Source organism: Sphingobacterium endophyticum (assembly GCF_009733535.1).
GTDB lineage: Bacteria > Bacteroidota > Bacteroidia > Sphingobacteriales > Sphingobacteriaceae > Sphingobacterium > Sphingobacterium endophyticum.
This window is the reverse complement of sequence record NZ_ML771899.1, coordinates 645,004-671,562: the sequence shown is the minus strand read 5'-3', so window position 1 is coordinate 671,562 and position 26,559 is coordinate 645,004. Positions and strand designations below refer to the sequence as shown.

At 35.4% G+C, this 26,559-nt stretch carries 27 protein-coding genes; 18 read left to right on the top strand and 9 right to left on the bottom strand.

Annotated features, from left to right (window positions below):
- Window positions 1-36: 36 nt before the first annotated feature.
- Genes mutL through E0Y80_RS02920 form a run of 4 tightly spaced genes read left to right on the top strand, consistent with a single transcriptional unit; the run spans window position 37 to window position 4,626 of the window.
- Window positions 37-1,902: a DNA mismatch repair endonuclease MutL gene (mutL, locus tag E0Y80_RS02935; RefSeq protein ID WP_156305907.1), complete on the top strand. Its 1,866-nt coding sequence runs from the start codon at window positions 37-39 to the stop codon at window positions 1,900-1,902.
- Window positions 1,903-1,917: 15 nt separating this feature from the next.
- Window positions 1,918-2,634 (top strand): rhomboid family intramembrane serine protease, encoded by a 717-nt coding sequence (locus E0Y80_RS02930; RefSeq protein WP_156305906.1) that lies wholly within the window; start codon window positions 1,918-1,920, stop codon window positions 2,632-2,634.
- 16 nt (window positions 2,635-2,650) lie between these two features.
- A complete protein-coding gene (locus tag E0Y80_RS02925; RefSeq protein WP_156305905.1) occupies window positions 2,651-3,526 on the top strand; it encodes a rhomboid family intramembrane serine protease in 876 nt (291 codons plus the stop codon).
- The gene (locus E0Y80_RS02920; protein WP_156305904.1) at window positions 3,526-4,626 is read left to right on the top strand and encodes an endonuclease/exonuclease/phosphatase family protein; all 1,101 of its coding nucleotides are present in this window, start codon (window positions 3,526-3,528) and stop codon (window positions 4,624-4,626) included. Before E0Y80_RS02925 ends, E0Y80_RS02920 begins: the two co-directional genes overlap by 1 nt.
- Here the strand turns inward: E0Y80_RS02920 and E0Y80_RS02915 are convergent, their stop codons facing one another.
- Window positions 4,627-6,234, bottom strand: coding sequence for a S41 family peptidase (locus tag E0Y80_RS02915; protein WP_156305903.1), 1,608 nt, complete (start codon window positions 6,232-6,234; stop codon window positions 4,627-4,629).
- A gap of 137 nt (window positions 6,235-6,371) precedes the next feature.
- On the opposite strand from E0Y80_RS02915, the gene E0Y80_RS02910 reads away from it, so the two are divergent.
- From E0Y80_RS02910 to E0Y80_RS02895, 4 genes are all read left to right on the top strand, one after another.
- Window positions 6,372-6,938 carry a hypothetical protein gene (locus tag E0Y80_RS02910; RefSeq protein WP_156305902.1) on the top strand — a complete coding sequence of 189 codons (567 nt, stop codon included), beginning with the start codon at window positions 6,372-6,374 and terminating at the stop codon, window positions 6,936-6,938.
- Window positions 6,939-7,017: 79 nt separating this feature from the next.
- The gene (gene fumC, locus E0Y80_RS02905) at window positions 7,018-8,415 is read left to right on the top strand and encodes a class II fumarate hydratase (RefSeq protein WP_156305901.1); all 1,398 of its coding nucleotides are present in this window, start codon (window positions 7,018-7,020) and stop codon (window positions 8,413-8,415) included.
- Window positions 8,416-8,673: 258 nt separating this feature from the next.
- Window positions 8,674-9,924, top strand: a complete 1,251-nt coding sequence (locus tag E0Y80_RS02900) for a site-specific integrase (RefSeq protein WP_156305900.1) — start codon at window positions 8,674-8,676, stop codon at window positions 9,922-9,924.
- 174 nt (window positions 9,925-10,098) lie between these two features.
- Window positions 10,099-10,980 carry a hypothetical protein gene (locus tag E0Y80_RS02895; RefSeq protein ID WP_156305899.1) on the top strand — a complete coding sequence of 294 codons (882 nt, stop codon included), beginning with the start codon at window positions 10,099-10,101 and terminating at the stop codon, window positions 10,978-10,980.
- Window positions 10,981-11,082: 102 nt separating this feature from the next.
- Here E0Y80_RS02895 and E0Y80_RS02890 read toward each other — a convergent pair whose 3' ends face one another.
- The 4 genes from E0Y80_RS02890 to E0Y80_RS02875 all read right to left on the bottom strand — a co-directional run bounded on the left by E0Y80_RS02890 (window position 11,083) and on the right by E0Y80_RS02875 (window position 13,143).
- Window positions 11,083-11,364: a helix-turn-helix domain-containing protein gene (locus E0Y80_RS02890; protein ID WP_156305898.1), complete on the bottom strand. Its 282-nt coding sequence runs from the start codon at window positions 11,362-11,364 to the stop codon at window positions 11,083-11,085.
- Complete coding sequence (locus tag E0Y80_RS02885; protein WP_156305897.1) at window positions 11,361-11,654, bottom strand: helix-turn-helix domain-containing protein; 294 nt, start codon at window positions 11,652-11,654, stop codon at window positions 11,361-11,363. Before E0Y80_RS02885 ends, E0Y80_RS02890 begins: the two co-directional genes overlap by 4 nt.
- A 100-nt stretch (window positions 11,655-11,754) precedes the next feature.
- Window positions 11,755-12,135 (bottom strand): hypothetical protein, encoded by a 381-nt coding sequence (locus tag E0Y80_RS02880; RefSeq protein ID WP_156305896.1) that lies wholly within the window; start codon window positions 12,133-12,135, stop codon window positions 11,755-11,757.
- Between the two features lie 507 nt (window positions 12,136-12,642).
- The gene (locus E0Y80_RS02875; RefSeq protein WP_156305895.1) at window positions 12,643-13,143 is read right to left on the bottom strand and encodes a DUF3408 domain-containing protein; all 501 of its coding nucleotides are present in this window, start codon (window positions 13,141-13,143) and stop codon (window positions 12,643-12,645) included.
- 546 nt (window positions 13,144-13,689) lie between these two features.
- On the opposite strand from E0Y80_RS02875, the gene mobA reads away from it, so the two are divergent.
- The 6 genes from mobA (at window position 13,690) to E0Y80_RS02845 (ending at window position 19,358) form a co-directional block, all read left to right on the top strand.
- The gene (gene mobA / locus E0Y80_RS02870) at window positions 13,690-14,124 is read left to right on the top strand and encodes a conjugal transfer protein MobA (protein ID WP_156305894.1); all 435 of its coding nucleotides are present in this window, start codon (window positions 13,690-13,692) and stop codon (window positions 14,122-14,124) included.
- A gap of 4 nt (window positions 14,125-14,128) precedes the next feature.
- A complete protein-coding gene (gene mobB, locus E0Y80_RS02865; RefSeq protein WP_156305893.1) occupies window positions 14,129-15,394 on the top strand; it encodes a conjugal transfer protein MobB in 1,266 nt (421 codons plus the stop codon).
- 221 nt (window positions 15,395-15,615) lie between these two features.
- Window positions 15,616-16,458 carry a DNA adenine methylase gene (locus E0Y80_RS02860; protein ID WP_156305892.1) on the top strand — a complete coding sequence of 281 codons (843 nt, stop codon included), beginning with the start codon at window positions 15,616-15,618 and terminating at the stop codon, window positions 16,456-16,458.
- A complete protein-coding gene (locus E0Y80_RS02855) occupies window positions 16,451-17,740 on the top strand; it encodes a type II restriction enzyme (protein WP_156305891.1) in 1,290 nt (429 codons plus the stop codon). The genes E0Y80_RS02860 and E0Y80_RS02855 overlap by 8 nt, the downstream gene beginning before the upstream one ends.
- Window positions 17,704-18,606: a hypothetical protein gene (locus tag E0Y80_RS02850; RefSeq protein ID WP_156305890.1), complete on the top strand. Its 903-nt coding sequence runs from the start codon at window positions 17,704-17,706 to the stop codon at window positions 18,604-18,606. The genes E0Y80_RS02855 and E0Y80_RS02850 overlap by 37 nt, the downstream gene beginning before the upstream one ends.
- A gap of 218 nt (window positions 18,607-18,824) precedes the next feature.
- Window positions 18,825-19,358 (top strand): fumarate hydratase, encoded by a 534-nt coding sequence (locus E0Y80_RS02845; RefSeq protein WP_231595895.1) that lies wholly within the window; start codon window positions 18,825-18,827, stop codon window positions 19,356-19,358.
- A gap of 84 nt (window positions 19,359-19,442) precedes the next feature.
- Here the strand turns inward: E0Y80_RS02845 and E0Y80_RS02840 are convergent, their stop codons facing one another.
- The 3 genes from E0Y80_RS02840 to E0Y80_RS02830 form a co-directional block, all read right to left on the bottom strand.
- Window positions 19,443-20,549, bottom strand: a complete 1,107-nt coding sequence (locus tag E0Y80_RS02840) for a toxic anion resistance protein (RefSeq protein WP_156305889.1) — start codon at window positions 20,547-20,549, stop codon at window positions 19,443-19,445.
- Window position 20,550: 1 nt separating this feature from the next.
- The gene (locus E0Y80_RS02835) at window positions 20,551-21,336 is read right to left on the bottom strand and encodes a hypothetical protein (RefSeq protein ID WP_156305888.1); all 786 of its coding nucleotides are present in this window, start codon (window positions 21,334-21,336) and stop codon (window positions 20,551-20,553) included.
- Window positions 21,337-21,434: 98 nt separating this feature from the next.
- Complete coding sequence (locus E0Y80_RS02830) at window positions 21,435-22,952, bottom strand: hypothetical protein (RefSeq protein WP_156305887.1); 1,518 nt, start codon at window positions 22,950-22,952, stop codon at window positions 21,435-21,437.
- A gap of 129 nt (window positions 22,953-23,081) precedes the next feature.
- Here E0Y80_RS02830 and yiaA point away from each other — a divergent pair, with 129 nt between their 5' ends.
- The 4 genes from yiaA to E0Y80_RS02810 all read left to right on the top strand — a co-directional run bounded on the left by yiaA (window position 23,082) and on the right by E0Y80_RS02810 (window position 26,125).
- Window positions 23,082-23,549 carry an inner membrane protein YiaA gene (gene yiaA / locus E0Y80_RS02825; RefSeq protein ID WP_156305886.1) on the top strand — a complete coding sequence of 156 codons (468 nt, stop codon included), beginning with the start codon at window positions 23,082-23,084 and terminating at the stop codon, window positions 23,547-23,549.
- 87 nt (window positions 23,550-23,636) lie between these two features.
- Window positions 23,637-24,590, top strand: a complete 954-nt coding sequence (locus E0Y80_RS02820) for a DUF2157 domain-containing protein (RefSeq protein WP_156305885.1) — start codon at window positions 23,637-23,639, stop codon at window positions 24,588-24,590.
- Complete coding sequence (locus E0Y80_RS02815) at window positions 24,580-25,650, top strand: DUF4401 domain-containing protein (RefSeq protein ID WP_156305884.1); 1,071 nt, start codon at window positions 24,580-24,582, stop codon at window positions 25,648-25,650. Before E0Y80_RS02820 ends, E0Y80_RS02815 begins: the two co-directional genes overlap by 11 nt.
- Window positions 25,637-26,125: a GDYXXLXY domain-containing protein gene (locus E0Y80_RS02810; protein WP_156305883.1), complete on the top strand. Its 489-nt coding sequence runs from the start codon at window positions 25,637-25,639 to the stop codon at window positions 26,123-26,125. Before E0Y80_RS02815 ends, E0Y80_RS02810 begins: the two co-directional genes overlap by 14 nt.
- A 47-nt stretch (window positions 26,126-26,172) precedes the next feature.
- On the opposite strand, the gene E0Y80_RS02805 is transcribed toward E0Y80_RS02810, so the two are convergent.
- Entirely contained in the window at window positions 26,173-26,547 is a 375-nt protein-coding gene (locus E0Y80_RS02805; RefSeq protein ID WP_156305882.1) for a DUF3127 domain-containing protein, read from the bottom strand.
- Between the last annotated feature and the right edge of the window lie 12 nt (window positions 26,548-26,559).

Sequence of the window (26,559 nt, the reverse complement as noted above, 5' to 3'; positions counted from 1 at the left end):
TTAGTGATTGCTGTCATTTTTGTACATTTGTAGATTATGTCGGATATTATTCAATTGCTTCCTGATTCAGTAGCAAACCAAATCGCGGCGGGAGAAGTAGTACAACGACCAGCTTCCGCGATTAAGGAACTTATGGAAAATGCTATTGATGCAGGAGCGGATCATATAAAGCTTATTATAAAAGATGCGGGGAAGTCCTTGATTCAAGTGATTGACAATGGCTGTGGAATGAGTGTGACTGATGCTAGGTTATGTTTTGAGCGTCATGCGACTTCAAAAATCAGGAAAGCGGAGGATTTATTTGCGATTCGTACGATGGGATTTCGTGGGGAGGCCATGGCGTCGATAGCCGCGATTGCGCACGTGGAACTTAAGACGAGACGGGTTGAGGATGAGTTGGGTACGATAGTAGAAATCGAAGGATCGGAAGTTATTCAACAGTATCCGGACCAAGCGCCTGCCGGAACCAGCATCTCCGTTAAGAATCTTTTTTACAATATTCCCGCAAGGAGGAATTTTTTAAAGAGCAATTCAGTTGAACTCAGACATATCATTGATGAGTTTCAGCGCATCGCATTAGCGCATCCACAAATATTCTTTACTTTTCATCATGATGGTAATGAAATGTTTCATCTTCCAAAGGAAACCTTAAAACAAAGGATTGTACATCTATTCGGGAACAATTACAACCAAAGATTGGTTCCAGTAGAAGAGACTACGAGTATCCTTAATATCAATGGTTTCATAGGAAAGCCGGAATTTGCAAAAAAGACACGTGGTGAGCAATTCTTTTTTGTAAACAACAGGTTCATAAAAGACCCCTATTTGAACCATGCTGTGATGAATGCCTATGAGGAAATCTTGGCAGCAGATACCTTTCCATTATATGTTCTATTTATAGATATTGACCCTTCGAAGATTGATATCAATGTACATCCAACGAAGACAGAAATTAAGTATGAGGATGAAAAGGCAATTTATGCGATCTTGCGTTCGGCAGTAAAACGCAGTATTGGTCGCTACAACATCGCTCCATCATTGGATTTTGAGCAGGAAACTGGATTCAATAATCTCATTACTCCAAAGCCCTTGGACGAGATCCAAGCACCCACGATAAACTTCAACCCGAATTTCAATCCATTTGATGATGGGGTTAGAAAACATACTAGAAGCTATATTGCACCGGAACATGTTGAACGTAAAACCGCCATCCCGCAGAACTGGGATAGCTTGTATCAAATAACGGAGAGCGAGGAAACAGAACAATTAAGTCTATTACCGACAGACACGGATTTGAGCAATGAGACAGCGATTATTCAACCCTCGGATCAACCAAAGAAGCAATTTTTTCAATTACACAATCGTTATATAGTATCTCAAATACATTCAGGATTTATGTTGATTGACCAACAGACTGCGCATGAAAGGATATTATACGAACAGTTTCAACAACAGCTACAGCATAATCAAGGGTCGAGTCAACAAAGTTTGTTTCCCCAAACGATTGAGCTGAATCCAGTGGACTTTGCCTTGGTACAGGATATATTGCCTGAGATTCATGCTTTAGGATTTCAATTACGTCCATTTGGGAAAACTACGTATATTGTAGATGGAATCCCTGCAGATTTGGAAAATATAAATGAGAGCCAGATTATAGAAAAGTTATTGGAGGATTTTAAGAACCAAAGTGATTTGCGACTTAGCAAAAGGGAAAGGTTGGCAAAAAGCTTGGCAAAAAACGCTTCGATAAAACCAGGTACAAAATTGGATAATGACAGTATGTCGGAACTGATTGACAAATTATTTGCCTGTGAATCACCGAATATATCCTTATCTGGGAAACCAGTAATTATTACTTACACCCTACAAGAGCTTGCTGAACGCTTTGGTAGGACCATTTAATTTTGAAATAAGTCTATGAATAACCTCTTTGGAAATTTACCAATAGTAACCAAAAATCTTTTGATCATTAATATCATCTGTTTTATTGGTTCAATGATATTTGAAGCATCTACCCGTTTTTTCGGAGTATTCTATCCTGATTCGCCATTTTTTAAAATATGGCAAGTGATAACTTATATGTTTATGCATGGAAGTTTTGCTCATATATTCTTTAATATGTTTGCATTAGTGATGTTTGGATCAGTTATAGAAAGAATATTGGGGCCAAAAAGATATCTTAATTATTATTTAATCTGTGGCTTAGGAGCACTTGTTTTACAATATGGTGTTCAAGCTATAGAGGTAAACAGTATTGCCGGAACAATTAAGGCTTCACAATATTTGAATTTCAACTATACAACAGGTATGGTTTCAACCAACCTACCCATTACTTCTGATCAATTAAGTACCTTGTTATCAATTTACGGCACACCATTAGTAGGAGCGTCCGGAGCAATTTATGGCTTGTTGCTTGCTTATGGATTTTTATTTCCAAATGCAGAAGTAATGTTAATATTCTTGCCAATTCCCATAAAGGCAAAATATTTTATTCCAATTTTAATTGTCATCGAAATTGTGTTGGGTTTTTCAAACTCAGGTTCCTCAATTGCACACTTAGCGCATGTTGGTGGGGCATTATTTGGATTTATTCTCCTAAAAATGTGGGGAATCAAAAGAACAAATTATTATTAAGATTGTATCGTTAGAGATGAAAAAGGAAAATGGATTAAAAATGTTCTTTAGGACAACCTATCAAACAGGTTCTCCTATTCCATATATATTATCCATACAGATTACCCTTTTTATATTAATCCATCTTGCAGATTTACTTGTAGAATTAAATGTTATCAATTTTCCATTGTATGATTGGATGTTGACGAATTTAACCCTTCCGAACAGTTTTTCTGCATTTATTGCAAAGCCATGGACATTGATTACCTATCCATTTGTTTATAAGGGCTTATTCAATATTTTATTTGATTGCCTCTGGCTTTATTGGATGGGAACCACCTTTTTGAATTTCCTAAACAAAAGGCAGCTATTGACAGTCTTTTTTGGGGCTTTTGTGATTGGCGCCATTAGTTTTTTGGCATTGTCAGAGATTGGATTTTTGGCCAAGGGGCCATTTCCATATCTTTTATCAAATTCATTAGGCTTGTCGGCTTTGGTAGCAAGTTTGATGGTTTTGATTCCGAATATGGAGATTCGCTTGTTTTTATTTGGAATTGTAAAATTCAGGACCATAGCGATTATCTTTCTTGCATTGGAAATCTTATATCATTCTTTTGCAAACCGTGCTGCAGGGGCATCCTTTCCATTAGCAATCTGTTGGGGAGCATTATTTATGTACCAATTACAAGCAGGGAATGATTGGAGCAAACTCTTTACCTATAATCCTAAGAAAAAATTAAAAGTAGTTCATCAAGTTCGAAAGTCACCAACCTACAAAAGCTATAAGGGAGACTTGCCTAATCAAGAAGTGATCGATGAAATATTGGATAAAATTTCTCAAAATGGCTATGAAAGTCTATCTTCACGGGAGAAAGAAATCCTGTTTAAGGTAAGTAGAGAAGAGCAAGAATAATGTTAATTAAGAAAAAGAATTTAGGTTTTTTCAGCAAGACTGTAATGCTAGGGAACTTGGCGGCAATAGCTGCTCTTTTTTTCTGTTATTCAGCATCGATCATCAACCCCAAATCATTTTGGCCCATCTCCTTTCTGGGTTTGGCCTATCTTCCTATTTTGTTGATCAACATTGGATTTATTTTTTATTGGATCTTACGCAAGCCTAAATACTCCTTGTTTTCATTCATAGCCATATTGATTGGCTGGAATTTAATGACGAAACATGTCACATTTAATTCAGCGAGTCCCGTTGCTAAAAATGATTCATCATTACGAGTGATGACCTATAATGTGCATATGCTGGAGCCAATTTCTAAAACTGACAAGCCGGCGAAAGATGAATTTACTGAAATCATTCAAGAAGTAGATCCGGATGTATTATGCTTACAGGAATTTAGCAGCACCATCAAGGGAAATAAAAAATTCAGCGAAAAGATTAAATCAAAAATTAATTTTGACAGCTATTATTTTGCACCTTCACAGCAAAATGAATACAATGCATATGGACAAATTATCTTTTCCAAATTTCCAATCATCAATTCTGGATTAATTAAAAAGAATGAGTACGGTATCAACCGTATTATCTATGTAGATATAGTTAAGAATGAAGATACGGTCAGGGTGTACAATGTTCATTTAAGATCATTTGGATTGCAGAACGAAGACAAGGAGTTCATCCAAAATCCCAAGACAAAAGATGGTTCGGAGGAAACGAAGACCAAACAAGTTGGGAGAAAGTTAAAATGGGCTTTTGAGCAACGTAGCGATCAGGCAGAATCCTTGTTTAGCCATATGGAAGAAACAAAATTTCCAAAAATCGTGATGGGTGATTTTAATGACACCCCTATGTCCTATTCAGTAAACCTGATTGGGAAAAATATGGAAAACGCTTTTCAAAAGAAAGGCAATGGTTGGGGAGTAACTCATTTTGAACTTTTACCCATCCTTCAAATCGATTACATCTTTTGTGAGAACAAATTTTCGGTAAACAATTATCAAGTAGTTAAGAAAAAACTATCCGATCATTATCCGATTTACGCAGATTTAAGTATCAATTAATCAGGTATTATTGACACCAAGCATTTGTACTAATGCAGCTTCCACAAAAGCGTCGTATCTGTTTTTCACTTTGAAATAAGCTTCCCTTCCAAAATAATATCTACCTAACAGGGCTTCAATATCACTTTGTATTAGATCATGTAGATCCCGTTGCTTTCTCTGTGAAATATTCCATCCTTTATCGGTGAGGAATTTAATAAAACTATTGTATTCAGAAATTGGCAAATTATATCCTTGCAGGAAGTTTTCAATAGAATATGCAGGAAGTTTTTTGGTAAATCTACTATAGACAAATTGCTCAATGAGGCTAGATTGAACTAAATCCTTATAGAGCAAGCTAACTTCATTTGAATCGATGGGAATGATTATGTCAGGAACAATTCCACCACCGCTATAAAGTTTTTTTCCAAGTTTAGTCTGATAAGCTTGGGCATGGGCATATGTTGTATCTAAAGACCACAAACCGTTATACATACTTACATAGTCATTCATGATAGACCAATTGGGGCTATATTTTCTTTGAATGCTTCGTCCTAGAGGAGTATGGTACCTTGCGATACTTAGATTAATTGTTGATCCATCGGAGAAATCGAATAGTTCCTGTACTGTAGCCTTACCGTAAGTTCGACGACCTATAATCGTACCACGATCCCAATCCTGTACGGCTCCAGATACCACTTCGCTTGCAGACGCTGTTCTTTCATTCACCAAGACAACTAATTTTCCATGCGAATATGCACCCTTACCTTCGGATAAGAAATCCTGTCTCATTTCATGAGCTCCTTCGGTGTAGACCATTAATCGTTGATCCGGAAAAAACTCGCTCGCCATTTTAATAGCAACATGGAAGTATCCACCACCATTATCACGAAGGTCCAAGATCAGATTTTTCGCTCCTTGTTTTTTGAGATCAATGACCGCATTTTTAAATTCTTCAGCGGTTTTAAGGGAGAATCTACGAATTCTAATAAATCCTATAGTTGGTTTTATGAGATAAGCAACATCCAAGGAGCTTACATTGATTTGATCACGGATAGCCTTAAGCGGTCCAGGAACTTTCATGGAATCTCTTTCAATAATCATCTGTACTTCGGACCCTCGCTTTCCCCTCATTAAAGCTTCCACTTCTTCTTTGGAAACAGCTAGTCCAGCGACCTGACGTTTACCTATCTTCAAGATACGGTCTCCCACTTTGAATCCACCTTTGTCAGCAGGACCATTCGTAATCACCCCCACAACCAATAATGTATCGTTGAGATTAAAATACTCCATACCTATTCCTTCGAAAGTTCCTTCCAAAACTTCGGTTTGAGATTTGGATTCATTCGGAGTTAAGAAAGTAGAATACGGGTCAAGATGGGAAATAATATGGTTGATTGCACCATTTTGGACAGAATCCATATTAATGCTATCCACGTATCGATTGGAAATTAGGTCGACAACTTGTTGAATTTTATAGGAATTATCCGACAGACCGATAGGCACAAGAGATCCTCCGGTATTGAATCCTTGTTGGTCAGAATAGTTCTGTCCAAGGATCAATCCCAATAAGAGTGTTGCAGCATAAGTAGCTGCGACAAAGATATTTCGTTTTCTACCTTTTTGCATTGACGGTCTGGTGCGCAAAATTAATGAATAACCGTTTGTTTAAAAGAAATTTATAATAAATATTTTATAACAATTAACAGTCCAAATTACAGGATAGAAAGTAATAATTCCGCAATTTTCAATAATTTTACAGATAGATGCATGAATTAGAACCATATTATAACTGGCGGGACTATTATATAGCCTCAGATGACGATCGGAGTCCATTTTATGCGACTGTTTATAGTGAATTTGAATACGATAAAAAGATATATAATTATCTTCTTCATCCTCAATGGGATTATTTTGGTTCACAGACACTTTATTTAAAAATTATTTATGTAGACTACGAAAAAGGTTATTGCATTATTGAATTTATCGGGGAATGGAATGATGCCATCTACAATGATATCATGATTCTCAAAAGGGAGATGATTGATTTAATGATTGATGAGGGAATCAACAAGTTTATCTTAATTGGAGAAAACATATTAAATTTTCATTCTTCAGATGACTCCTATTATGAGGAGTGGTTCAATGATATAGAAGATGGCTGGATAGCCGGGATCAATTTTCGGGAACATGTGATAAAGGAATTTCAGGACAACCATATTGACTATTATATCAACTTTGGGGAATACTTAAATAATTTCCCATGGCGGACCTTAAAACCGAAACAGGTATTCCATCATATAGAAGAACATCTTCAACGAAGATTAAGCTAAAATATACGGTTAATTGACTGGCTTATTTTAGCTTAATTATCTATTTTTCCTTAGATTTGCCAATCAAAACATTGTAATTATGTCATTCAGAATAGAAAAAGACACCATGGGTGAAGTTCAGGTGCCAGCGGACAAATACTGGGGTGCACAAACTGAACGTTCAAGAAACAATTTTAAAATCGGAGCTCCTGGTTCCATGCCAAGTGAAATCGTTGCGGGATTTGCCTACCTAAAGAAAGCAGCAGCATATGCAAACTGTGAATTAGGGGTTTTATCGTCGGAGAAACGTGATGCTATTGCAGCAGTATGTGATGAGATACTTGCTGGAAAATTAGATGACCAATTCCCATTGGTTATTTGGCAAACTGGTTCAGGAACACAATCCAACATGAATGTCAATGAAGTTGTTGCAAACCGTGCACAGGTTTTGGCAGGAGGAAAGATTGGCGAAGGTGAACCTGTTTTGAAAGCAAACGACGATGTCAATAAATCACAATCATCTAACGATACCTTCCCAACAGGGATGCACATTGCTGCCTACAAAGCTGTTGTTGAAGTGACTATACCTGGGGTTGAGAAATTACGTGATACTTTGCAGAGAAAATCTGAGGAGTTTATGAACGTGGTAAAGATTGGTCGTACGCACTTAATGGATGCTACCCCACTGACTTTGGGTCAGGAACTTTCAGGTTATGTTGCGCAGTTGAGCTATGGGATTAAAGCAGTTAAAAACACATTATCTCATCTTTCAGAATTAGCTTTAGGAGGAACAGCTGTAGGTACGGGATTAAATACACCAAAAGGATATGATGTATTAGTTGCTAAATATATTGCTGAATTCACTGGTTTACCATTTGTGACTGCGGCAAATAAATTTGAAGCATTAGCTTCCCATGACGCTATAGTTGAAACACATGGTGCTTTAAAACAATTGGCAGTTTCATTAAATAAAATTGCTAATGACATCCGTATGTTGGCTTCAGGGCCACGATCAGGGATTGGAGAGATTATTATTCCAGAAAACGAACCAGGATCGTCGATTATGCCAGGTAAAGTAAACCCTACACAATGTGAAGCATTAACTATGGTTGCTGCTCAGGTTATGGGTAATGATGTAGCAATTACTATAGGAGGCACACAAGGTCATTATGAATTAAACGTATTTAAACCATTAATGGCAGCTAACTTCCTACAATCAGCAAGATTACTTGGTGATGCATGTGTTTCATTCGAAGAACACTGTGCGATTGGTATTGAGCCTAATTATGCTCGAATCAAAGAATTAGTAGACAATTCCTTAATGTTAGTTACAGCATTAAACACAAAAATTGGTTACTATAAAGCTGCAGAGATAGCTCAAACAGCTCATAAGACAAATTCAACATTAAAGGAAACGGCTATTAAATTGGGTTATGTTACTGCAGAAGAATTTGACGAATGGGTTAAACCAGAAGATATGGTTGGCAGTTTAAAATAAATTTTCAGTAAAAATACATCAAAGATTAATAACAGGGAAAACGATTGTAAATAAAGGCTTTACAATCGTTTTTTGATTTTTTGGTAATGATGTAAAAAGCAGAAAAAAGCGAGGTTAGGCAAAAGTAAGGTTACTAAAACGTTACTTTCAAGCATTAGAAGAAACCGCTTTAAAACGCTGTATTTCAGCTTTCTGCATAGTTTTTCATATTGTTCCGTAGCTCATATAGGTTTAATTTTATAATTAAGAATTGTGAGTATGGAAACGACAAAAAAATCAACGTTTAAGGTTCTTTTCTACCTTAAAAAGAATGCCCCGAAGAAGAACGGAAAGGTTACGGTTATGTGCAGGATTACCGTAAATGGTAAACAATCTGCATTCAGTACCAAGCTGGATATTTCTGCATCAAATTGGGATTTGAAGTACGGCAGGGTTTTAGGAAAAAGCCGAGAAGCCCAAGATGTGAACGGCAAGCTTGATAAAATCCGTTTGGGCATTGAGGAATGCTATTCCAAAATTCTGAAGAACGAGGGGGCTGTAAACAGTACTAAACTTAAAAATGCCTTCCTCGGTATGGAAAGCGGAGAAATGACCTTTTTCAAGTTCTATGAACAGTTCTTATCCGACTATGAGAAAAAGGTCAATAGCGGACTTCGGGTAAATGGTACACGCAGTAAGTATAAAACACTATTAAGACATCTTCGCAATTTTGCACTTACAAAATACGGTTACTCCGATGTGTCTTTTAACGACCTTACTCCTGATTTTATACAGGACTTTGATTACTACCTGCGTGATGACCAAAGCTTGACACATAACACCATTTGGCTGTATATGATTGGTTTTACCACGCTTTGCCGATTGGCAATGAGCAGAAAGCATCTTGCTTTCAATCCGTTCAGCGAGTACAAGAATACCAAAAAGGACAAAGACAGAGGTTATCTGTTGCGGAACGAGTTGGAACAGCTTGTAACGTTCAACTGCGAGAAAAAGAAAGACGAATTGGTTAAAGACCTGTTTGTTTTCAGTTGCTTTACTGGTCTTTCCTATTCAGATATGAAAGGGCTTAGAAACAGCAATATTCAGGATTTCTTTGACGGTAACCAGTGGATTATCATACGTAGGAAAAAAACCGCCACATCGTCAAATGTAATGCTGTTGGATATTCCCAAAATGATTATCGAAAAATATGCAGGATTTTCAAAGGATGGAAAGGTATTTCCCGTACCATCAAATACAGTTTGTAATGACAGCCTAAAGCAAATATCCCAACAAATTGACTGCCTTAAAGAGAAGAAAGTAACCTTTCATTTAGCACGTCATACGTTTGCCACGTTGTTTTTGAGCGAGGGTGTTCCGTTGGAAAGTTTAAGCAAGATGTTAGGGCATAAGAATATTGCCACTACGCAGATTTATGCTAAGATACTCAATGAGAAAGTCGGAAAGGATATGCAAAAGGTATCGCATAAGTTTAAAAGTATGGAAAGCTCTTTTGCGGTTCAACTTTAAAACTAATAATGCGATTAACGAAAGCCAATGCTGTTTTTGCATTGGCTTTTTTGTATTTTAGCTATTTACAAAAATAACATCTCACATTAGTTAAACAAGACCAACCTATTTAACTGTATTGCCTAGATTTTGTGAGAGTTATATTTACAATGATTAAAACAATATGATTGAAGTATGTTGACATATAACGAACGTATCGAATTAAGGGAAAAGTTGACTAATGGAGAAATTTCATTAGAACTTGCCAAAGAACTATATTGGAAGGATTATAAAGAAGGACAACGGTCGTGGCACACAAAAGATTGGAAAGAGAGACGAGCTAAAATTCTTAAAGAAAAATGCGAAATATGCGATAGTACAGACACATTAACAATTCAGCATCTTTCTCACCCCAAAAAATATTCCGACTATGAAAGAGAAATAACAAGAAAATATACTCAAATTTTCAAAGAAACTAATTCTGACCTTGATAAATCAGAATTTAAGAAACATATTGTAAAAAACTATGATTACATAGCTGTTTCCTTATGTCCAAATTGTGGAGACAACCGCCCCAACAAAAGAGTAAGAAAACTACCGCAATATCGTTGTGCAGTATGCAAGCACGAGTTCGATGAACCTATTTATAAATCGTTAGAAGAACTCATCACAATTTTTTATACAGACGAAGAAGCTCTTGATGTTCGTGATAAGTGTTTTGTATCAAAAGACAAATGGAAAAATAATCACAATTTATCCAATATAAAATATTGGTTTCAAAGAGAAAAAGCCAAAACCAAAGATGAGGGAATAATCGGGAAAGAAGCGTTTTTACTCTATTTGGTTGACGATATAAAGTATCTTTCTTTTGAAGAGACAATAACTGCGTGTAGAAGATGTGCTTCTAACTATGATTTAAAAAATATGGAGTTATGTCCTAAATGTAAAGTACACTACAAAGGCATTCAATATCCAACTTGCATACAATGCTTGCCCGAAGATAAACGAAAGTCAGCATTAGAAATGATTGAATTTGGAAAAGAATGGCGAGCAATGCACGATAAACTTGGAATTTAATCTACACGTTTATAAAACACCACAGCCCACCGCTTTAAGCAGTGGGCTGTCTCTTTAATTGACCGATACGTTTACAGTTTCAAAGCATTTATTTAAAATCGGCTAACGCTGATAGTTATCTTCCAACACTTTCATAATATCCGACTCTCGGAAAAGGATTTTCCGTTCGAGCTTGATAAAAGGTATCAGTCCGTCATCTCTGTACTGTTGCAACGTCCGTTTGCTGATATGCAACATCTCGCAAACCTGTTCGCCCGATAGGTATATTTCCCCTTTTAAAAGTGGATGAAAATATTCCCTGATATACAGCAGTTCATTTTTTATACCTACCACAGCTTCGAGCAGGGCAAGCATATCTTCGTTTGAATTTCCAATCTGTTTCATTTCTTTTGCTTTAATGGTCGCTCTCCCTGCATAAATAACTCCACTTCGGATAATCTGAAATATGTTTTCCGATTGATTTGCGTTGCCCCAAGAATACCTTTTGCCCTATACGTCTGCAAAGTTCGTTTACTGATGTTGAGCAGTTGGCAGGCTTCCTGTTGGTCGAGCCATTTTGTTGCCTGTTGCAATGCTTTGTAGGGGGCAGTCATTTCCGCTATCAAATTGGAAACTTCCTTTACTTCCTTATGCAATGCCTTTAAAATCTGAATGTCTAAAACTGTTATTTCCATATCTGCATCATTTAAACCTCGAAAATAAAAGCTATTTACATAGGTCATTCCAATGTTGCCGTCAGAGGTAGCGTTTGGCGTTCAGATGTCAAATACTTGGCTATAATCCCAACTTTGGCTTATTGTTTTTCTGGAGAGCTTGTTGCGGTTTGATTGCGTTGTCTGTCTTCAAGGCAGGCTTTTTGTTTTTCTGTACAATCTGACTTTTTTCATCGTTTTTGAAATCCGAAAGCATAATCGTTTTTGTTGCACCTATTATACTTTCAGGTTCGGCAGTCTTTTTTTGTTGTTCAACACGCTTGCCCCCGAACAGCTTGCCCAGACCTAAGCCCTTTGTATCTTTGAATTGAAGTTTAAAGTTAGTAATGAAATTGGAAATTGGGTCGCTATGCTTATCGACCTGCATAAAATGAGTGTTCTTTTTCTTCTCGGATAGCTCGTTTTCTTTACGCTCTTTTTCGGTAATTGTTTTTTGTGCCATAGGTTCAAAATTTCCCCTAATTTAGAACACAAGAGAATGTATTATTTTAATTTGGCATTACGTGGTAGTATTTGGCTTGTGTTGGCACGATATAAATGGAAAGCAATCCTCAAAACACTTTAAATTTTCCTCGCAAAGCTTCTTCACATTTAAAGAGTTTTGTACGGATAAAGGAAAGCATACCAAAAACACCCAATACTTATCCCATACGTGTTTTTTGTATCCTTTCTTTGATTAGAATTGATAAAAAAATGAACAAAAGGTAGCAAATGTAAGGCGGACAGCCACCGCACCACCCAACCAAAAGCTTACGGCATAATGGCAGGGCAAATATGGTGGCTTCGCCCAGTTGTTGTGTGATTGCCCTGCCACCCTTCGGGATTTATTCCGTTTCCTTTTGGTTCTTCCACCTGTCCGCCTTGTTAAAATGGCTTTCTTTTTTTTCTGTTTTTTTCTTTTGGAAACAATTTTAAGAAGAAGTTACGCATCCTGACCAAAGGACGGTTATCAAAACAACGGTTTGTGCTTCTCATTATAGATTTCGCTAATTAACTCCCCGAACTCCTGAAAGTGGTACTCGATAATGTTGTCCAGATACGCATAAATCGTCAGTTTGTCGATGTCCATAATATTGGTAAGCCTGTTAAATTTTTCGTGGTGTTCCTGCCGTACATAGACCGATTTACCCCTACTTGCAGTACTGTTCGGAATTTTAAAGAACTGTCCGCAGTAGTCCTGTTTGGTCAGCTTCTTTGGCTTGAAGGTACTTTTTTTCGTACTGTTCGCTGACGGTTTAGTTTGTTCCGTTTCTGTTGCTATTTCCTCGGGTTTTTCTCCTGCCATTACACGCATAATAGCTTCCTCATCCACATCGGGTTTGGCAAAGTCTTTCCTATGTGTTGCTCCTTGTTGTTCTATCAAAGGTTGCTTCTTTTCATCAGTTAGGAAATTTTCAATAGAAAAATCCTCTTTTTCGGGTTGTTGATTTTTGTTTTCTTCGTGTATCATATCTCTTGTTTTTAATATTATCTCAAATTAGCTATCTGGTTAGCTGAATAGTCAGTTGTATATATTATTGTATTTATGTAACCAACTATTTACCTATGCACATGCATACACTTAACTAGCTAGTTCATTAACTCAAAAATCTGTAATTGGTCTGCATTCAATCACGCAGATTTGCTGTCGGGATTTATGCCGACTGGCTACATATTTAAGGTTATAACCAATCAGCCAGTTAACCAGTTACAAAGAAAATAAAAGCAATTCCAATCCACATAAAGGTGGCATTCTTTGGCGTTTAATGGCTTTATTTGGCGTGATTCTAAATGACTGTTATTCAAATAGTCTTACCGAAATTTGTAATAGAAACGATGGGGTTTCCCTGCTAACTCCAATCCGTTTGCAAAACGGATTTTTCTGAACTCCTGTTCAGAGCAAGTTATCTCTTGAGGTCCTCGAAATAAATTTCCGCACCTCAAGAGCACTTGCCCTTGCAGGGGGTTGGAAACGGCTCCGAAGTCGCTCGTTTGTTTAAAATTAAAATGGATTATTATGGAAGAGAAAAACAGAAAACAGATTAGGAAATCAGGACGAAAACCAAAGATTGACCCTGCGGTTCATCGATATTCCATCAACCTGAATGCACAGGATAACGCCAAGTTTCTTGCCCTTTTTGACCAATCAGAAATGAAAGTAATTGCTCATTTTATCACAGCTTGTATATTTCAGAAGACGGTAAAAACCGTCAAAATTGATATGGATGCTATTGAATATCACGAAAAGCTGACCCGATTTTTTAGCCAGTTCCGAGCAATCGGAACAAATTATAATCAGATTGTGAAGATATTGTACCGCAATTTTTCGGAGAAAAAAGCAGGAACTTACCTTTTTAGATTGGAAAAGGAAACCATAGAATTGGTACAAGTTACTAAAGAGGTTATCCGTTTGACACAGGAATTTGAAGATAAGTATCTGAAAAAAGAGTAAAGTTATGATTGCAAAAATCGGAAAGGGAAGCAATATGTACGGAGCGATTTTGTACAATCAACAAAAAGTAGATAAAGAAAATGGAGCGGTTCTGTTGCTGAACAAGATACCCGATACGGTGGACGGTAAGTATTCCGTAGCCTATTTTAATAAATGCTTTGAGCCATATTTATCGGCAAACATCAAAACGGAAAAGAAGGTACGGCATATATCGTTGAACCCAGATCCTGCGGATAAGGTCAACGATGAGCAGTTTACCGAAATGGCTCAGGAATATATGGAGCGTATGGGCTACGGCAATCAGCCCTATATTGTTTTCAAACATACGGACATTGACCGTACACATATCCATATCGTTTCGACCTGCGTAGGTATTGACGGAAAGAAAATCCCCGATGACTACGACCATCCACGCTCCATGGCAATCTGTCGGGATTTAGAACAGAAATATAATCTGCAGAAAGCTACTGAACAAGAGCAGAAACAAGCCAATAAAGTTTTCAAGCCTGTAAATCATAAAAATGGCGACACCAAAAGTCAGATTGCTTCGGTAGTAAGGCATCTCCCAAAGTATTATAGCTTTTCAACTATGGGTAGCTACAATGCATTACTTTCTCTTTTCAACATCACGGCGGAGGAAGTCAAAGGTGAACGGAACGGACAGACCGTAAACGGATTGGTGTATTTCGCATTGGATAAAAACGGCAACAAGGCTAGCAATTCGTTCAAAGCATCGCTATTCGGAAAAGATGCAGGAGTAACACAACTGCAAAAACACTTTGAACAGTCAAACGAGAAAATGAAAACTAACCCTACAAAGTCTGTTCTGAAAAATATTGTGGAACTTGCCAAACATACTACAAGCAACGAAAGGGAATTTAAGAAGCAATTGACTGAACAAGGAATTAATACGGTTGTAAGACGTAATAATGAAGGACGAATTTACGGAGTGACCTTTATCGATCACCAAAGCCGAAGTGTTTGGAACGCTTCGCAGTTAGATAGAAATCTGTCGGCAAATGTATTCAACGATTGGTGGAACAATGGAAACAAACCCGAATTGAAGACACAGAATATTCCTGTTTCTAAAGCAAATGAAATAGAAAATGTACCGAAAAAAGACCTTTTTGAATTTCTTTCAAATGAGCATTCGTCTAATTCCGATTTAGGATTGCTCAGCTTATTACCCGATGCACAGGGTGAGGATTACGAGGAAGAACAGTTTGCTAATCGAATGAAGAAGAAGCCATATCTACGCCCAAAAAGATAAAAATTGTCTAATGATTAATTATAATTTTTAGTAAATGTTTTTTTTCATACATGTATTTCAAAAGGCATAAAAGCCAGAAGCAAAAATAAATGTCATAACTAACTTTTTTTACAATACTACCTTAATAATTATTCTATAAAAACAACAAGAAAAAACTAATTTACCTGATCAAAAATTGCTATTTTAGCACTCGAAAGATATAGCAATAGAACAGACTTAAAATGGCAAAAAGCAATAAATTAGTAGCACCTTTCCTAAAGTGGGTTGGAGGTAAAAGGCAAATTATGTCTTCAATTGTGGATTTATTGCCTAAAAATATCAAAGATTTAGAATATGTTGAGCCTTTTATCGGAGGAGGTGCAGTACTTTTTCATTTACAACCAAAAAACGCAGTAATTAATGACTTTAATAAAGAGTTAATTAATGTATATGAAGTTATTAGGAATAATCTTGCTGAATTAATTGAGGATTTAAAAAAACATGAAAATAATGCAGAGTATTTCTATCAAATACGAGGTTTAGATAGAACTGAAGAATTCAACAATTTAACATCTATTCAAAGGGCTTCACGTGTTATTTTTTTAAATAAAACTTGTTTTAATGGGCTTTATAGGGTTAATAATGCAGGTGAATTTAATGCTCCATTTGGGAGATATAAAAATCCTAATATTGTAAATGAGCCGACATTAAAAGCTGTAAGCAAATACCTTAATTCAAATAATATAATTTTAAAAAGTGGAGATTATGCTGAAACTTTGGGGACGCTTAATGAAGGTTCTTTCGTTTATTTAGATCCGCCTTATCACCCAATTTCAGAGAGTTCAAATTTTACTGGATATGTTCAAGGTGGTTGGGGAGCGTTGGATCAAATTCGATTGAGAGAAACTTGTGATCAATTAAATGCAAAAGGTATTAAATTTTTACTTTCTAATTCTTCTGCACCTTTAATAATTGACCAGTATAATGATTATAATATTACTACTGTAAAGGCTAATCGAGCAATTAATTCAAACGGAGCAGATCGAGGTGAAGTAGACGAAGTTTTAATACGAAATTATGAGTAGCAAATCTAAAAATGATATAGCTTGGGAAAAAATATTTGAAAAGTACAAAATTACAAATAGGGTTTTGGAAGATGGTCATGCTATAATTTCATCAACTCATATAAACGAGTTTAGAGAGGCACGATTAATGACAAAATTTGACCATAAATCTCAGCTTCCAAGGCTTTTCGCTGATAATAATCTATCTATTCTACCCACTTCCAGGGGAGGTTACATAATAGGATCTTTTGAAACGTTTTGTGATTTTAATACAGACGATATCGAAGTTACCCCAATTGAATTTCCAACATTTTTAGAAAGTTTAGATTATAGAGATATAACTAGTGAAGCAACAGCGATAAATTGTGCTTTTGTTTCAAAAATACTTCATGATTTTACAGAAGAAGGAAATCTATTACCGACAGTTAGTGGACGAATGAGTTCATCTTCTTTTGGATTCGACATTAATTCATCGAAGGGGTTATTTAAAGTAAATGTTGGAAATTCACAAGTAGAAATCGATGGAGGGTATGAGGGAGATAGTTCTTTGAGTCTAATTGAAGCTAAAAATTATATTTCGGATGATTTTCTAGTTCGTCAACTTTATTACCCTTATAAACTTTGGAGTGGTAAAATACAAAAACAAGTACGCCCCATATTTCTAACCTATACAAACGGTATTTTTCATTTACGAGAATATGCTTTCGGTAATGTGAACCATTACAATTCGCTTGTTTTGGTTAAACACAAAAAATATGCAGTTCAAGATGGCGCATTCAATATTGAAACTATCCAAGAAGTTTTAGACAAAACTAAAACAGTCAAAGAACCTGAAATACCTTTTCCTCAAGCTGACAACTTTGAAAGAGTAATTAATCTTTGCGAACTTCTTAAACAAAAAGAATTTATAACTAAAGAAGAAATAACTCAAAACTATGACTTTGACGCAAGACAAACCGATTATTATTCAAACGCAGGTAAATATTTGGGACTTTTAGAAACAGGAAGAGATCCATTAAGTGGACAAATTGGTTGTTTTTTAACAAATAAAGGCAGACAAGTTTTTAATACTAACTTGATTGACCGACAAAAAGAGTTTGCGAAAGTCATTATTTCTCATTCGGCATTTAAACAAACTTTGAAACTTTACCTTGAAAATGGAGAAATGCCAAGTAAGAATGAAATCGTAGAAGTAATGAAACATTCTAAATTACATAAAGTTGGTTCTGATACAACGTATTTTAGACGAGCATCAACTATATCAGGTTGGATAAATTGGATAATGAACCAAATAGAGGAATAACTATGGCTTGTAACAAAGATCATTCTGCCACTGATTTAATTGTCAAAGACTTACCAATAAGTCAGGGTAATTTTGAACGTCATAAATGTGCTTCATGTGCATATGAAAAAGGGTTAGAGAACGGTACACTAAAACTATTGAATTTTGATCTAGAAAATTTTATATCAAATTTAGAAGAAAGTCAGAAAGGAGATCGTCGACATAGAAGTGCAATAGAAGCTTATACCTTAGGTTTTTTTCACGGTTTAAATGGACAGAACAACCATCTAGCCATTAAAGATAAATTTAAAATTGCTTCTCAAATGAGAGATTTCGGGCTCTCTATGGTTGCGAAAGGTATGGTCAATGCAACATTCTCAGAGGCGGGAGAACCTTATTCCCATGCCATGGGACTTGTGCAAGTTGCAAATGGATTTGAAATTTTGATAAAATCTAAAATTGTGGAGGAACACCCTTTATTAGTATTTAATAAAATTCCTAAAGAGGCAAATCTATTAGATGGAAACATTAAAATGGAAGATCTGATAGAACATGGTCAGACAATCATGTATTCAGAATTACCTGATAGACTTTGGGCTACAACGGGCTATAAGATAGCGCCTATCGAACTATTTAACAGATTTGGTCGAGTAAGAAATCAAATTATACATTTTGCAATTCCGAAAATATCATTATCAGATTTAACATTGGAATTTACTTTTAAAATAATTGAAAAAGCAATAAATAGCTGGTGGGATACAACCATTCTAGATTATTCACAAGATTACGATGATACAATATTAGAACACATTTTTGATCGTTTAAAAGATTTAAACCTTTCAACTAATTATACTGTTGATCATGAATATAATTTAATAAAAATTTAGTTATAATGTCGTGATTCTAAATTATCCTGTATAGTTAGAATTCAGATCATCATTTTATAACTAGAAATTTGTATATTTATGTTGAGTTAACGGAAGCACGTTGAAAAGCAAAGCAATAAGCACCATTACCAAATCGTTACCTGACTTTTTTGATAATCTTTATAAAAGCTTAGTATTCAATCGATACAGCTTTTTCCTGAAAACTTTAAAATAAAATAGTGAATAAAAAGAGCAATACATATTCTCAATTAAAAGCATACCTATCTATCATGGTAAGTATGCTTTTTGTTTTTGCAAGTTGTCAGCGACATACTGATATGCAAGGTGAAGGCGAGGATTATTTACAAGGGATTTGGGTTCAGGATAGTATTCCTGGACAAGATCAATTGCTGAATTACACCCTTTACCAATTTAAGTTCACCTGTGATTCGGTCTATGCAGAAATGCAGGTTCGGAATAAGGTTCAGAGTATAGCAGACAGCTGCTATAATAATGGTAAGTGGACTGAATATGCAAAAGCTGTTTATTCTGTTCGCTCCGATAGTATGATTGTGGATGGTGTTTACACCAAACCCAATGGGAAGCAAAAGATTTCCGGCTGCCATAAGCATGGAATTTACGGACCTAGATTTTTGATTAAGTTCAAAAGTAAGGATAGCCTGGTTTTGGAAAACAGGTTTGAAAGTAGGCCTATTATTTTACGCAAAACCGCGGACCTTAGCTGTGTCCCTAAGAAACGTTGGGAATTATAATTCGATAAAAACAGAAATATCAGATAAAAAGAAAGCCTAAGTATTTAACCCTAGGCTTTCTTTTTATAATGATTATTTTTTTACCTAATTGATCAAACGTGTATCATCTGAGGATTTTAGGATATGGTTTTTAAGTTCAGTTTCTGCCTGCAATAGTTCACCTTCAGCAACTTTACGTTTCTCACGTCCTTCACGTTGAATTCTTAACACTTCCTCAATAGTTGTAATGATATCCGTATTCGCTTTTTTGATGGTATCCATATCAATGATTCCACGTTCGGTTTCCTTAGCGACATTGATTGTTGCATCTTTAAGCATTTCAGAATTTCTTTTCAGCAACTCATTAGTGGCATCAGTGATTGCACGTTGAGCTTCCAAAGCACTTTGGGCATGTGCAATACCCAATGTCAACACCATTTGATTTTTCCACAATGGCAACGTATTCACAATACTAGATTGAATCTTTTCCATTAGAGAGCTGCTATTGCTTTGAATCATTCGGATTTGAGGTGCAGTTTGCAATACTACCATTCGGGTCAACTTCAAATCGTGAACTTTACGTTCAAAGCGGACAACATGTTGTTCCATGTCTTTATATTCCTGAACCTTATGTTGGTCACCAGTTGCTTCGGCTTCAGCTTTCAAAGCAGGCAATGTCGTAGTTAAAACTTCTTGAAGCTTCTCTTCTCCAGCCTGAATATGTAAAGAAAGGTCTTTGAAATACTGTTGATTTTGAACAAATAATTTATCAAAGATATTAACATCCTTCGCTAAGTTTTTATAATGACCTTCGAGCTTTAATTCAATAGAGTGAATATTTTTTTCAACGGATGCATATTCAGTACGCATCCTTCCTATTTTCTTTTTGATATTATCAAAAAAAGGCAATAAGGGTTTTTTGTTGACTTTATCATCGAACTCACGAATTTCAGAACGGAGATTAACAAGAATATCCTCCGCACCCCCAAGATCTTTAGTTCGTACCTGTTTTAATATTTCATTTGAAAAATTACTGACGTTGCTTTGTGCACCGACACCGAACTGGATAATATCCGTAGTAGATGTTAAGTTAATTTTGTCTTTATATTGTTGAATAAGTTGTTTTTCCTCATCGGAGAAGTTTACTTTTACCTCGGAGGGCTTATTCTGGTTTTGATCATCATCAAGGTTTGTCAAATCTAAATTTGCCATATTATTCTTTTAAAAGGTTTCTACTTTTGAGGGTTTGGATGTAAACATCTGTTTCAGCAGATACATCCAACATACCCATTTTAAACTGATTTGTTACTTCTTGTTCGACGGCTATTGCAGCTTGGCGAATAACATCCTCCAATTTTCTTTTGGATTCTATGGTAATACTGTTATTCAGTTTTGCGTTTTCAAGCTCATCATATTGCATTAAGACATTCACGATAGTTGAATGCCTGACTAGGAACTTTTCAGCTTCGCGTTTATCTTTTTTCTCCAACAATTGGAAAAGCCTTAAAATATTATCGATATCCTTATTGATTTTAGGGTTATTAATTTCCTTCCTCCAATGCAACAATCTTTCGACAAAGAATTGAGGGGTATCAATTGTTGGAGCAGCAATTTCAATACGTTTTTGTGAACCGATACTTGGTATCCAATATAATTCTCTTACTTCCGCAAGCTCCATCCTTTGTAAGTATGGTCTTGCTTGATTCAATAATAAACCATTTCCCACAATATAAGACAGAACCGAACCTCCCAAGGTCAATAACATGGCCTGACTGAGCGCACCAAAGAAGATTACGAAAGAAACAAAAAGTCCAATCTCAACCGCTAGCAAAAGCCAAGCCGTCAGCATCCAAGACCTCACCTTAGCTTTTTTTGCCTGGGACATCATCACTAATGGATGGATGTGAATAGGCAAAGGCAAGAACAGCAAGATAGAAAGTACAGTCCATCCCATTTGCTTAATCTTCCACGGTATACTTTTTTTTGTTACCAATCCCATTCTTTAAATTTAATTATTTTTATAAAAATACAGCAATTCTTAATCCAATGTAAGTATTGAATATGACTATTAGGTGATTGGCATAAAAACACCTGTCATTACGTCATTTTTGTCGGTGAATTTTCTTTAATTTCTTGAATAAGTCTTAAAGATACCACATAAGGTTTCTGTTTTTCCCATCTTGAAACCAACCAGGCAATAAAGCTAAGATTGAAGATGTCCTTATTTTCTTCTCTATCCAACATCGAATAAACAGTTTGTTGATAGGAATGTTGAAAAATAATATCAGGATTTAAAAGATATTTTTTCACCAAGTTTAAAAAATGTAACACTCTTTCTTCGCCTACACTCCTTAAATATTGTTTATACCTACGTTTAAAACTTTTCATTCTCGACATCGCTAATTCTATATTTTCAAATTGAGCATGCAGGAGGATTTCCATTAGATTCTTTCTAATACTCCATAACATTCCCAGTTTCTTTTCATACCATGCATCAGAATGAGTTAATCTAGCCAGATAACTCATGGAATTACGATCATCTAGTTGAGCTAAAAACATAGCCTTACTTAAAATAAGGTCGTCCCTATCCTCTTGAGAACTTTTGACCGGCAGGTTTTGCAAGGTATTTTCCAATGAATCGATCCCAGCTTGCGCATCCCCACTAAAAAAATAGTTAAGTGCGAAAAGCAGATTTTGTCTAACAAATAAAAGCTCAAAGTATTGTTTATTCTGCTCCAGCAAGCCGTTTAACTGCTTGAGATAGTTTAGGCTTTCACTGAAATTCCTATTACGGAGGGTAAAGTTAGCCAGATAGTAAAGTATATGCAGATGATAAAACACCTGAGATTTTGTATTAATTTTTTGTCCTTCAATGAATTGGTGACTTTTTATGAGATATTTTTCAATCAGTCCATAGTTTTGATTAATTGCTGCATATTCATTTGCTATATAAAGGATTTGATAGAGTGATTTATAATTCATCAAATCCAGCATGTTTATATGGTAATGCCTGATGGTATTTTCAATGAGTTCAGTTAGGTTGACTACTTTAGCCTTTAAATGTATTTCATTAAGTTCTCTTCTCAAGGCCGCATAAGCAAGTCTGAGTTTAGCTTCACGTTGCATATGATTTTGGTTGATTCGGAATTTCTCCGTTAAATCAGTAAGATTAATATGCTCATCCAAATGGGAAAATTGCAACCGCAGCAAGAGAATTTCATTTAGATAACTGTACTGTTCTTGAGTTTCAGCAAGTTTTTCGGCTTTAACTAGGGTTTTAAAACCTATTTTCACCAAGTTTCTCTCGAGGAGAAATCTTGCTACGACCAAAAACCTCAAAATATCATAAGCTTCATCACTGCTGTTTTCAAATGTTCGTTGGGAAATAAAAACCAACAGGCTATCATACAATCTCTTTCTTAATGCATGATAGGCATCTTTATTTTTTGATGTTTTGAATAGATTATTTACTGATTTAATATCGTCAGTTTCTATGAAATTGAACAATTTGATATTCTTAACATCTTGTCTTTTGTTTTTTCCATTTAAGAATGCTTTAAATGCTATTTTATCCTGTTCATTTAGAACTTCTATTAAATCCTTTAAAGAATCCATATTGAAATATAAGTTGAAATTATGCTTAAAAATACAATTTATATCATCAGTTTTCATCAGTTATTTGATTTGGTATTCAAAAAATGCTGGCGAAATTTGGATCAGTATTAATCATTAAAACAAATAAAAATGGAACCGCTAAATAAAAAAACTGAGGAGATATTAACTCCATTAAAACAAACGGAAGAGAATAACAAATCCTTCAAACCAACTGCTGCATTTGTTGGGGCCTCATGGATAGCCATGTTAACAGGAATCGTTGGTTATTGCATTGGATTATGGAATGCAAGCATGGAATTAAATGAGAAAGGCTATTACTTTGTTATCCTATTATTTGGATTATTCGCCGTAATCTCTGTTCAAAAGAGTGTTCGAGACAAGGCCGAAGGACTACCCGTAACGGAACTCTATTATGGTCTAAGCTGGTTTGCTACATTAGCATCAATCATCCTATTAATTATAGGACTATGGAATGCAGATTTACTTTTAAGCGAAAAAGGGTTTTATGGAATGTCCTTTATTTTAAGTGTTTTTTCAGCAATTGCTGTTCAAAAAAACACACGTGACGCTAAATTATTCAAGGAAGAAAACATATAACTTAGCGGTTACCCTGCAGAGTCCAATTTGGCCTGCAGGGATTTTTAAGTTTAAAAAATTAAAAATGCATACAAAATAGACGTTAAAATGGAAGATCTAGAGAGAAGAGACCTACAGGCTATTTCCGAGAATACGGATATTACAGGAAAGGAATTACAATCGATCCTAGAAGAAAATATATACCCAAAACAAGATTCATGGGAAAAATTCATAAAAATAGTTTTGTTAACCTTGGGTATAGGTTTCCTAGCAGCAGGGATTGTATTTTTCTTTGCATACAATTGGCAAGACCTAAATAAGTTTTTAAAATTGGGCATTGTCCAAGGTCTAGTAGTTATATCGGTCTTATTGGCCATGTTTTTGAAAATTGAAAAGCTATATAAGGATATTATTATAACAGGTTCGACACTGCTGGTTGGTGTTATGTTTGCTGTATTTGGCCAAATCTATCAAACCGGGGCAAATGCATATGATTTCTTTTTAGCCTGGACTGTCTTTATAAGTTTATGGGTTTTTATAAGCAATTTCCCACCGTTATGGATAGTTTATTTGGGACTTTGCAACCTTACCATTTATTTATATTGGGATCAAGTCGCCAGAAGCTGGGATTTTATTTATTTAAGCTCTGGATTATTTGTTCTAAATGGCAGCATCTTGTTGGTCTGCGCATGGATTAAAAGTAAGGGTAAAGGGAATATTCCTACCTATTTCACAAACCTATTAGCATTATCTGCTGCTATATGGTCTATTTATTCCAATTTATATTGGATTTTGGGAGATAGGACTCAGGATGCAATCATTATTGTTGCTGCCACGCTACTTTTTTATGGCCTAGGTTTATGGTATGCTAATCGGGAAAAGAGTGTTTTTTACATGGGATTAATCCCTTTGAGTGTAGTCATCATTCTTTCAGGAGCAATCCTGAAAATATCCGAGGAAGACTATATTTTCCTAGGATTGAGCATTTTCATTATAGTAAGTGTGAGTTTAATAATTTGGAATCTTATCAATATGCAAAGGAGGAAAAGTCATGGACAATAACAGATTTCCCAAGGTTTTACATTGGGCCGAAGAAAACATAGGTCGATCATTTACTATCGATCAAAAGAAACTCGAGGAACAATATAATCATGATCGTAATCAACAGTCGATGACCATTAAGGTATTATCCATCCTTGGAGGGTTTCTTGCTACATTGGCATTTGTTGTGTTTTTATATTTAGCGAGATTGGATCGGTCTGAGGCCGCTATGTACATTCTATCCCTGACCTTCTTTTTCACATCCATTTGGATCAATAAAAAATTTGACAAGGTCATTTTAGACAGTATTTCCGTCTGTTTATATTTATTGGGATTTGGACTGTTTTCTATGGGATTTTATGCTTCTGGAGGTAATGCATTTCAAACACATTCCATTTTTATTTTATTTGGAATAATAACCTTGTTCCTCAGCAAAAGTTATATCCTTTCCTTTTTATCGGTATTGATCATTTTTGGATCATCCATAGCAGTCTTATTTGATTTAGAAATATTCGATCTCATTCATGCCATTTATATCTGTATAGTTTTATTATTCATTTATTACACCTTTAAAGAGGGGCGTTTAATGAAATCATCCATGTTAGCTGGCAAGCAGTATATGTCAATAAGGACTGGCTTGGTATTCTCCTATATGATTTGTTTATATTTTATAAGTAGCCCAAGAATATCGGAAGGAAATTGGCATTTCAACTGGATCAGTTCAGGATTTAATATCGCAATCGTCATCTGGCTTATCCATTGTTTACTAAAAAGGTTTAAATGTGATGAATTAGGCAAGCGGATTTTTATTTTTCTAATCGTAACAGTCTGTTTAGGATTTACCGCTATGAGTCCAGCAATTTCTGGTTCTTTATTATTACTATTAATAAGTTTTAAAGTAAACTATAAAACTGGTTTTGCATTAGGAATACTTGGATTTATATATTTCATAGGTCAATATTATTATGATCTAGATTTGAGTTTGCTGTATAAATCTATTTCTATGATGGCATCAGGTTTATTCTTTATCATACTTTATCTCATGATTTTTAAAAAATCGACACAACATGAAAAAGCTTAGTCTAATAATTATAACGGTCAATTTAATTGGTTTATTGATTTATTTCAATTACAGTATAAGTCAAAAAGAGCAGATATTAAAAGTTGGAGAGTTGGTGCTATTAAAACTTGCGCCGGTTGACCCAAGGTCTTTAATGCAGGGTGATTATATGCAACTATCCTATGAAATAAGTCAAAATCTTATATTAGATAGTATTCCAAAGCGGGGTTATGTTGTCTTGCGAATGGATAAAAATGCTGTTGGGCATCGTATAAGATACCAGCCTACCAGATTACCTTTGAATTCAGGAGAATTATTGATTGAATTTACTAGGCCAGATAATTGGAATTTGAATATAGGTTCAGAGTCTTATTTTTTTGAGGAGGGCACAGGAGATCGCTATGAAAAAGCGGTGTATGGTGGTCTTAAAATCGATGAGAAGGGGAACAGTCTATTGGTAGGATTATATGATAAAGATCGTAAACTGATAAATTAGGCAATAAAAAGGGCTCACTTCGTTGAGCCCTTTTTTATAATTTTTAATTAGAACGGTAAATCATCATCATCCGATGAATTTGCTGAAATATCTACTGGAGGCATATCAGCATATCCGGGAGTAGATGCAGCTTGGGCAGTATTGGCCAATTTAGTAACTCTCCATGCCACTAATGAATTAAAGTAAGTTGTAACTCCATCTTTATTAGTCCATGGTCTGCCACGTAGGTTGAAAGAAACTTCTACTTCATCACCTACTGCCAAATTATCAAATATGTTGACGCGGTCTTGTGTTGACTCGAAACGAATGTACTCTACAAATTGTGGGTTTTCAGCATAGGCAACGATTAAATCTCTCTTTTTGAAAGATTCGGTTACTTGTTGCGTTGCCCCTATCTCATGTACTTTTCCTCTTATTTCCATAACTTATCTATT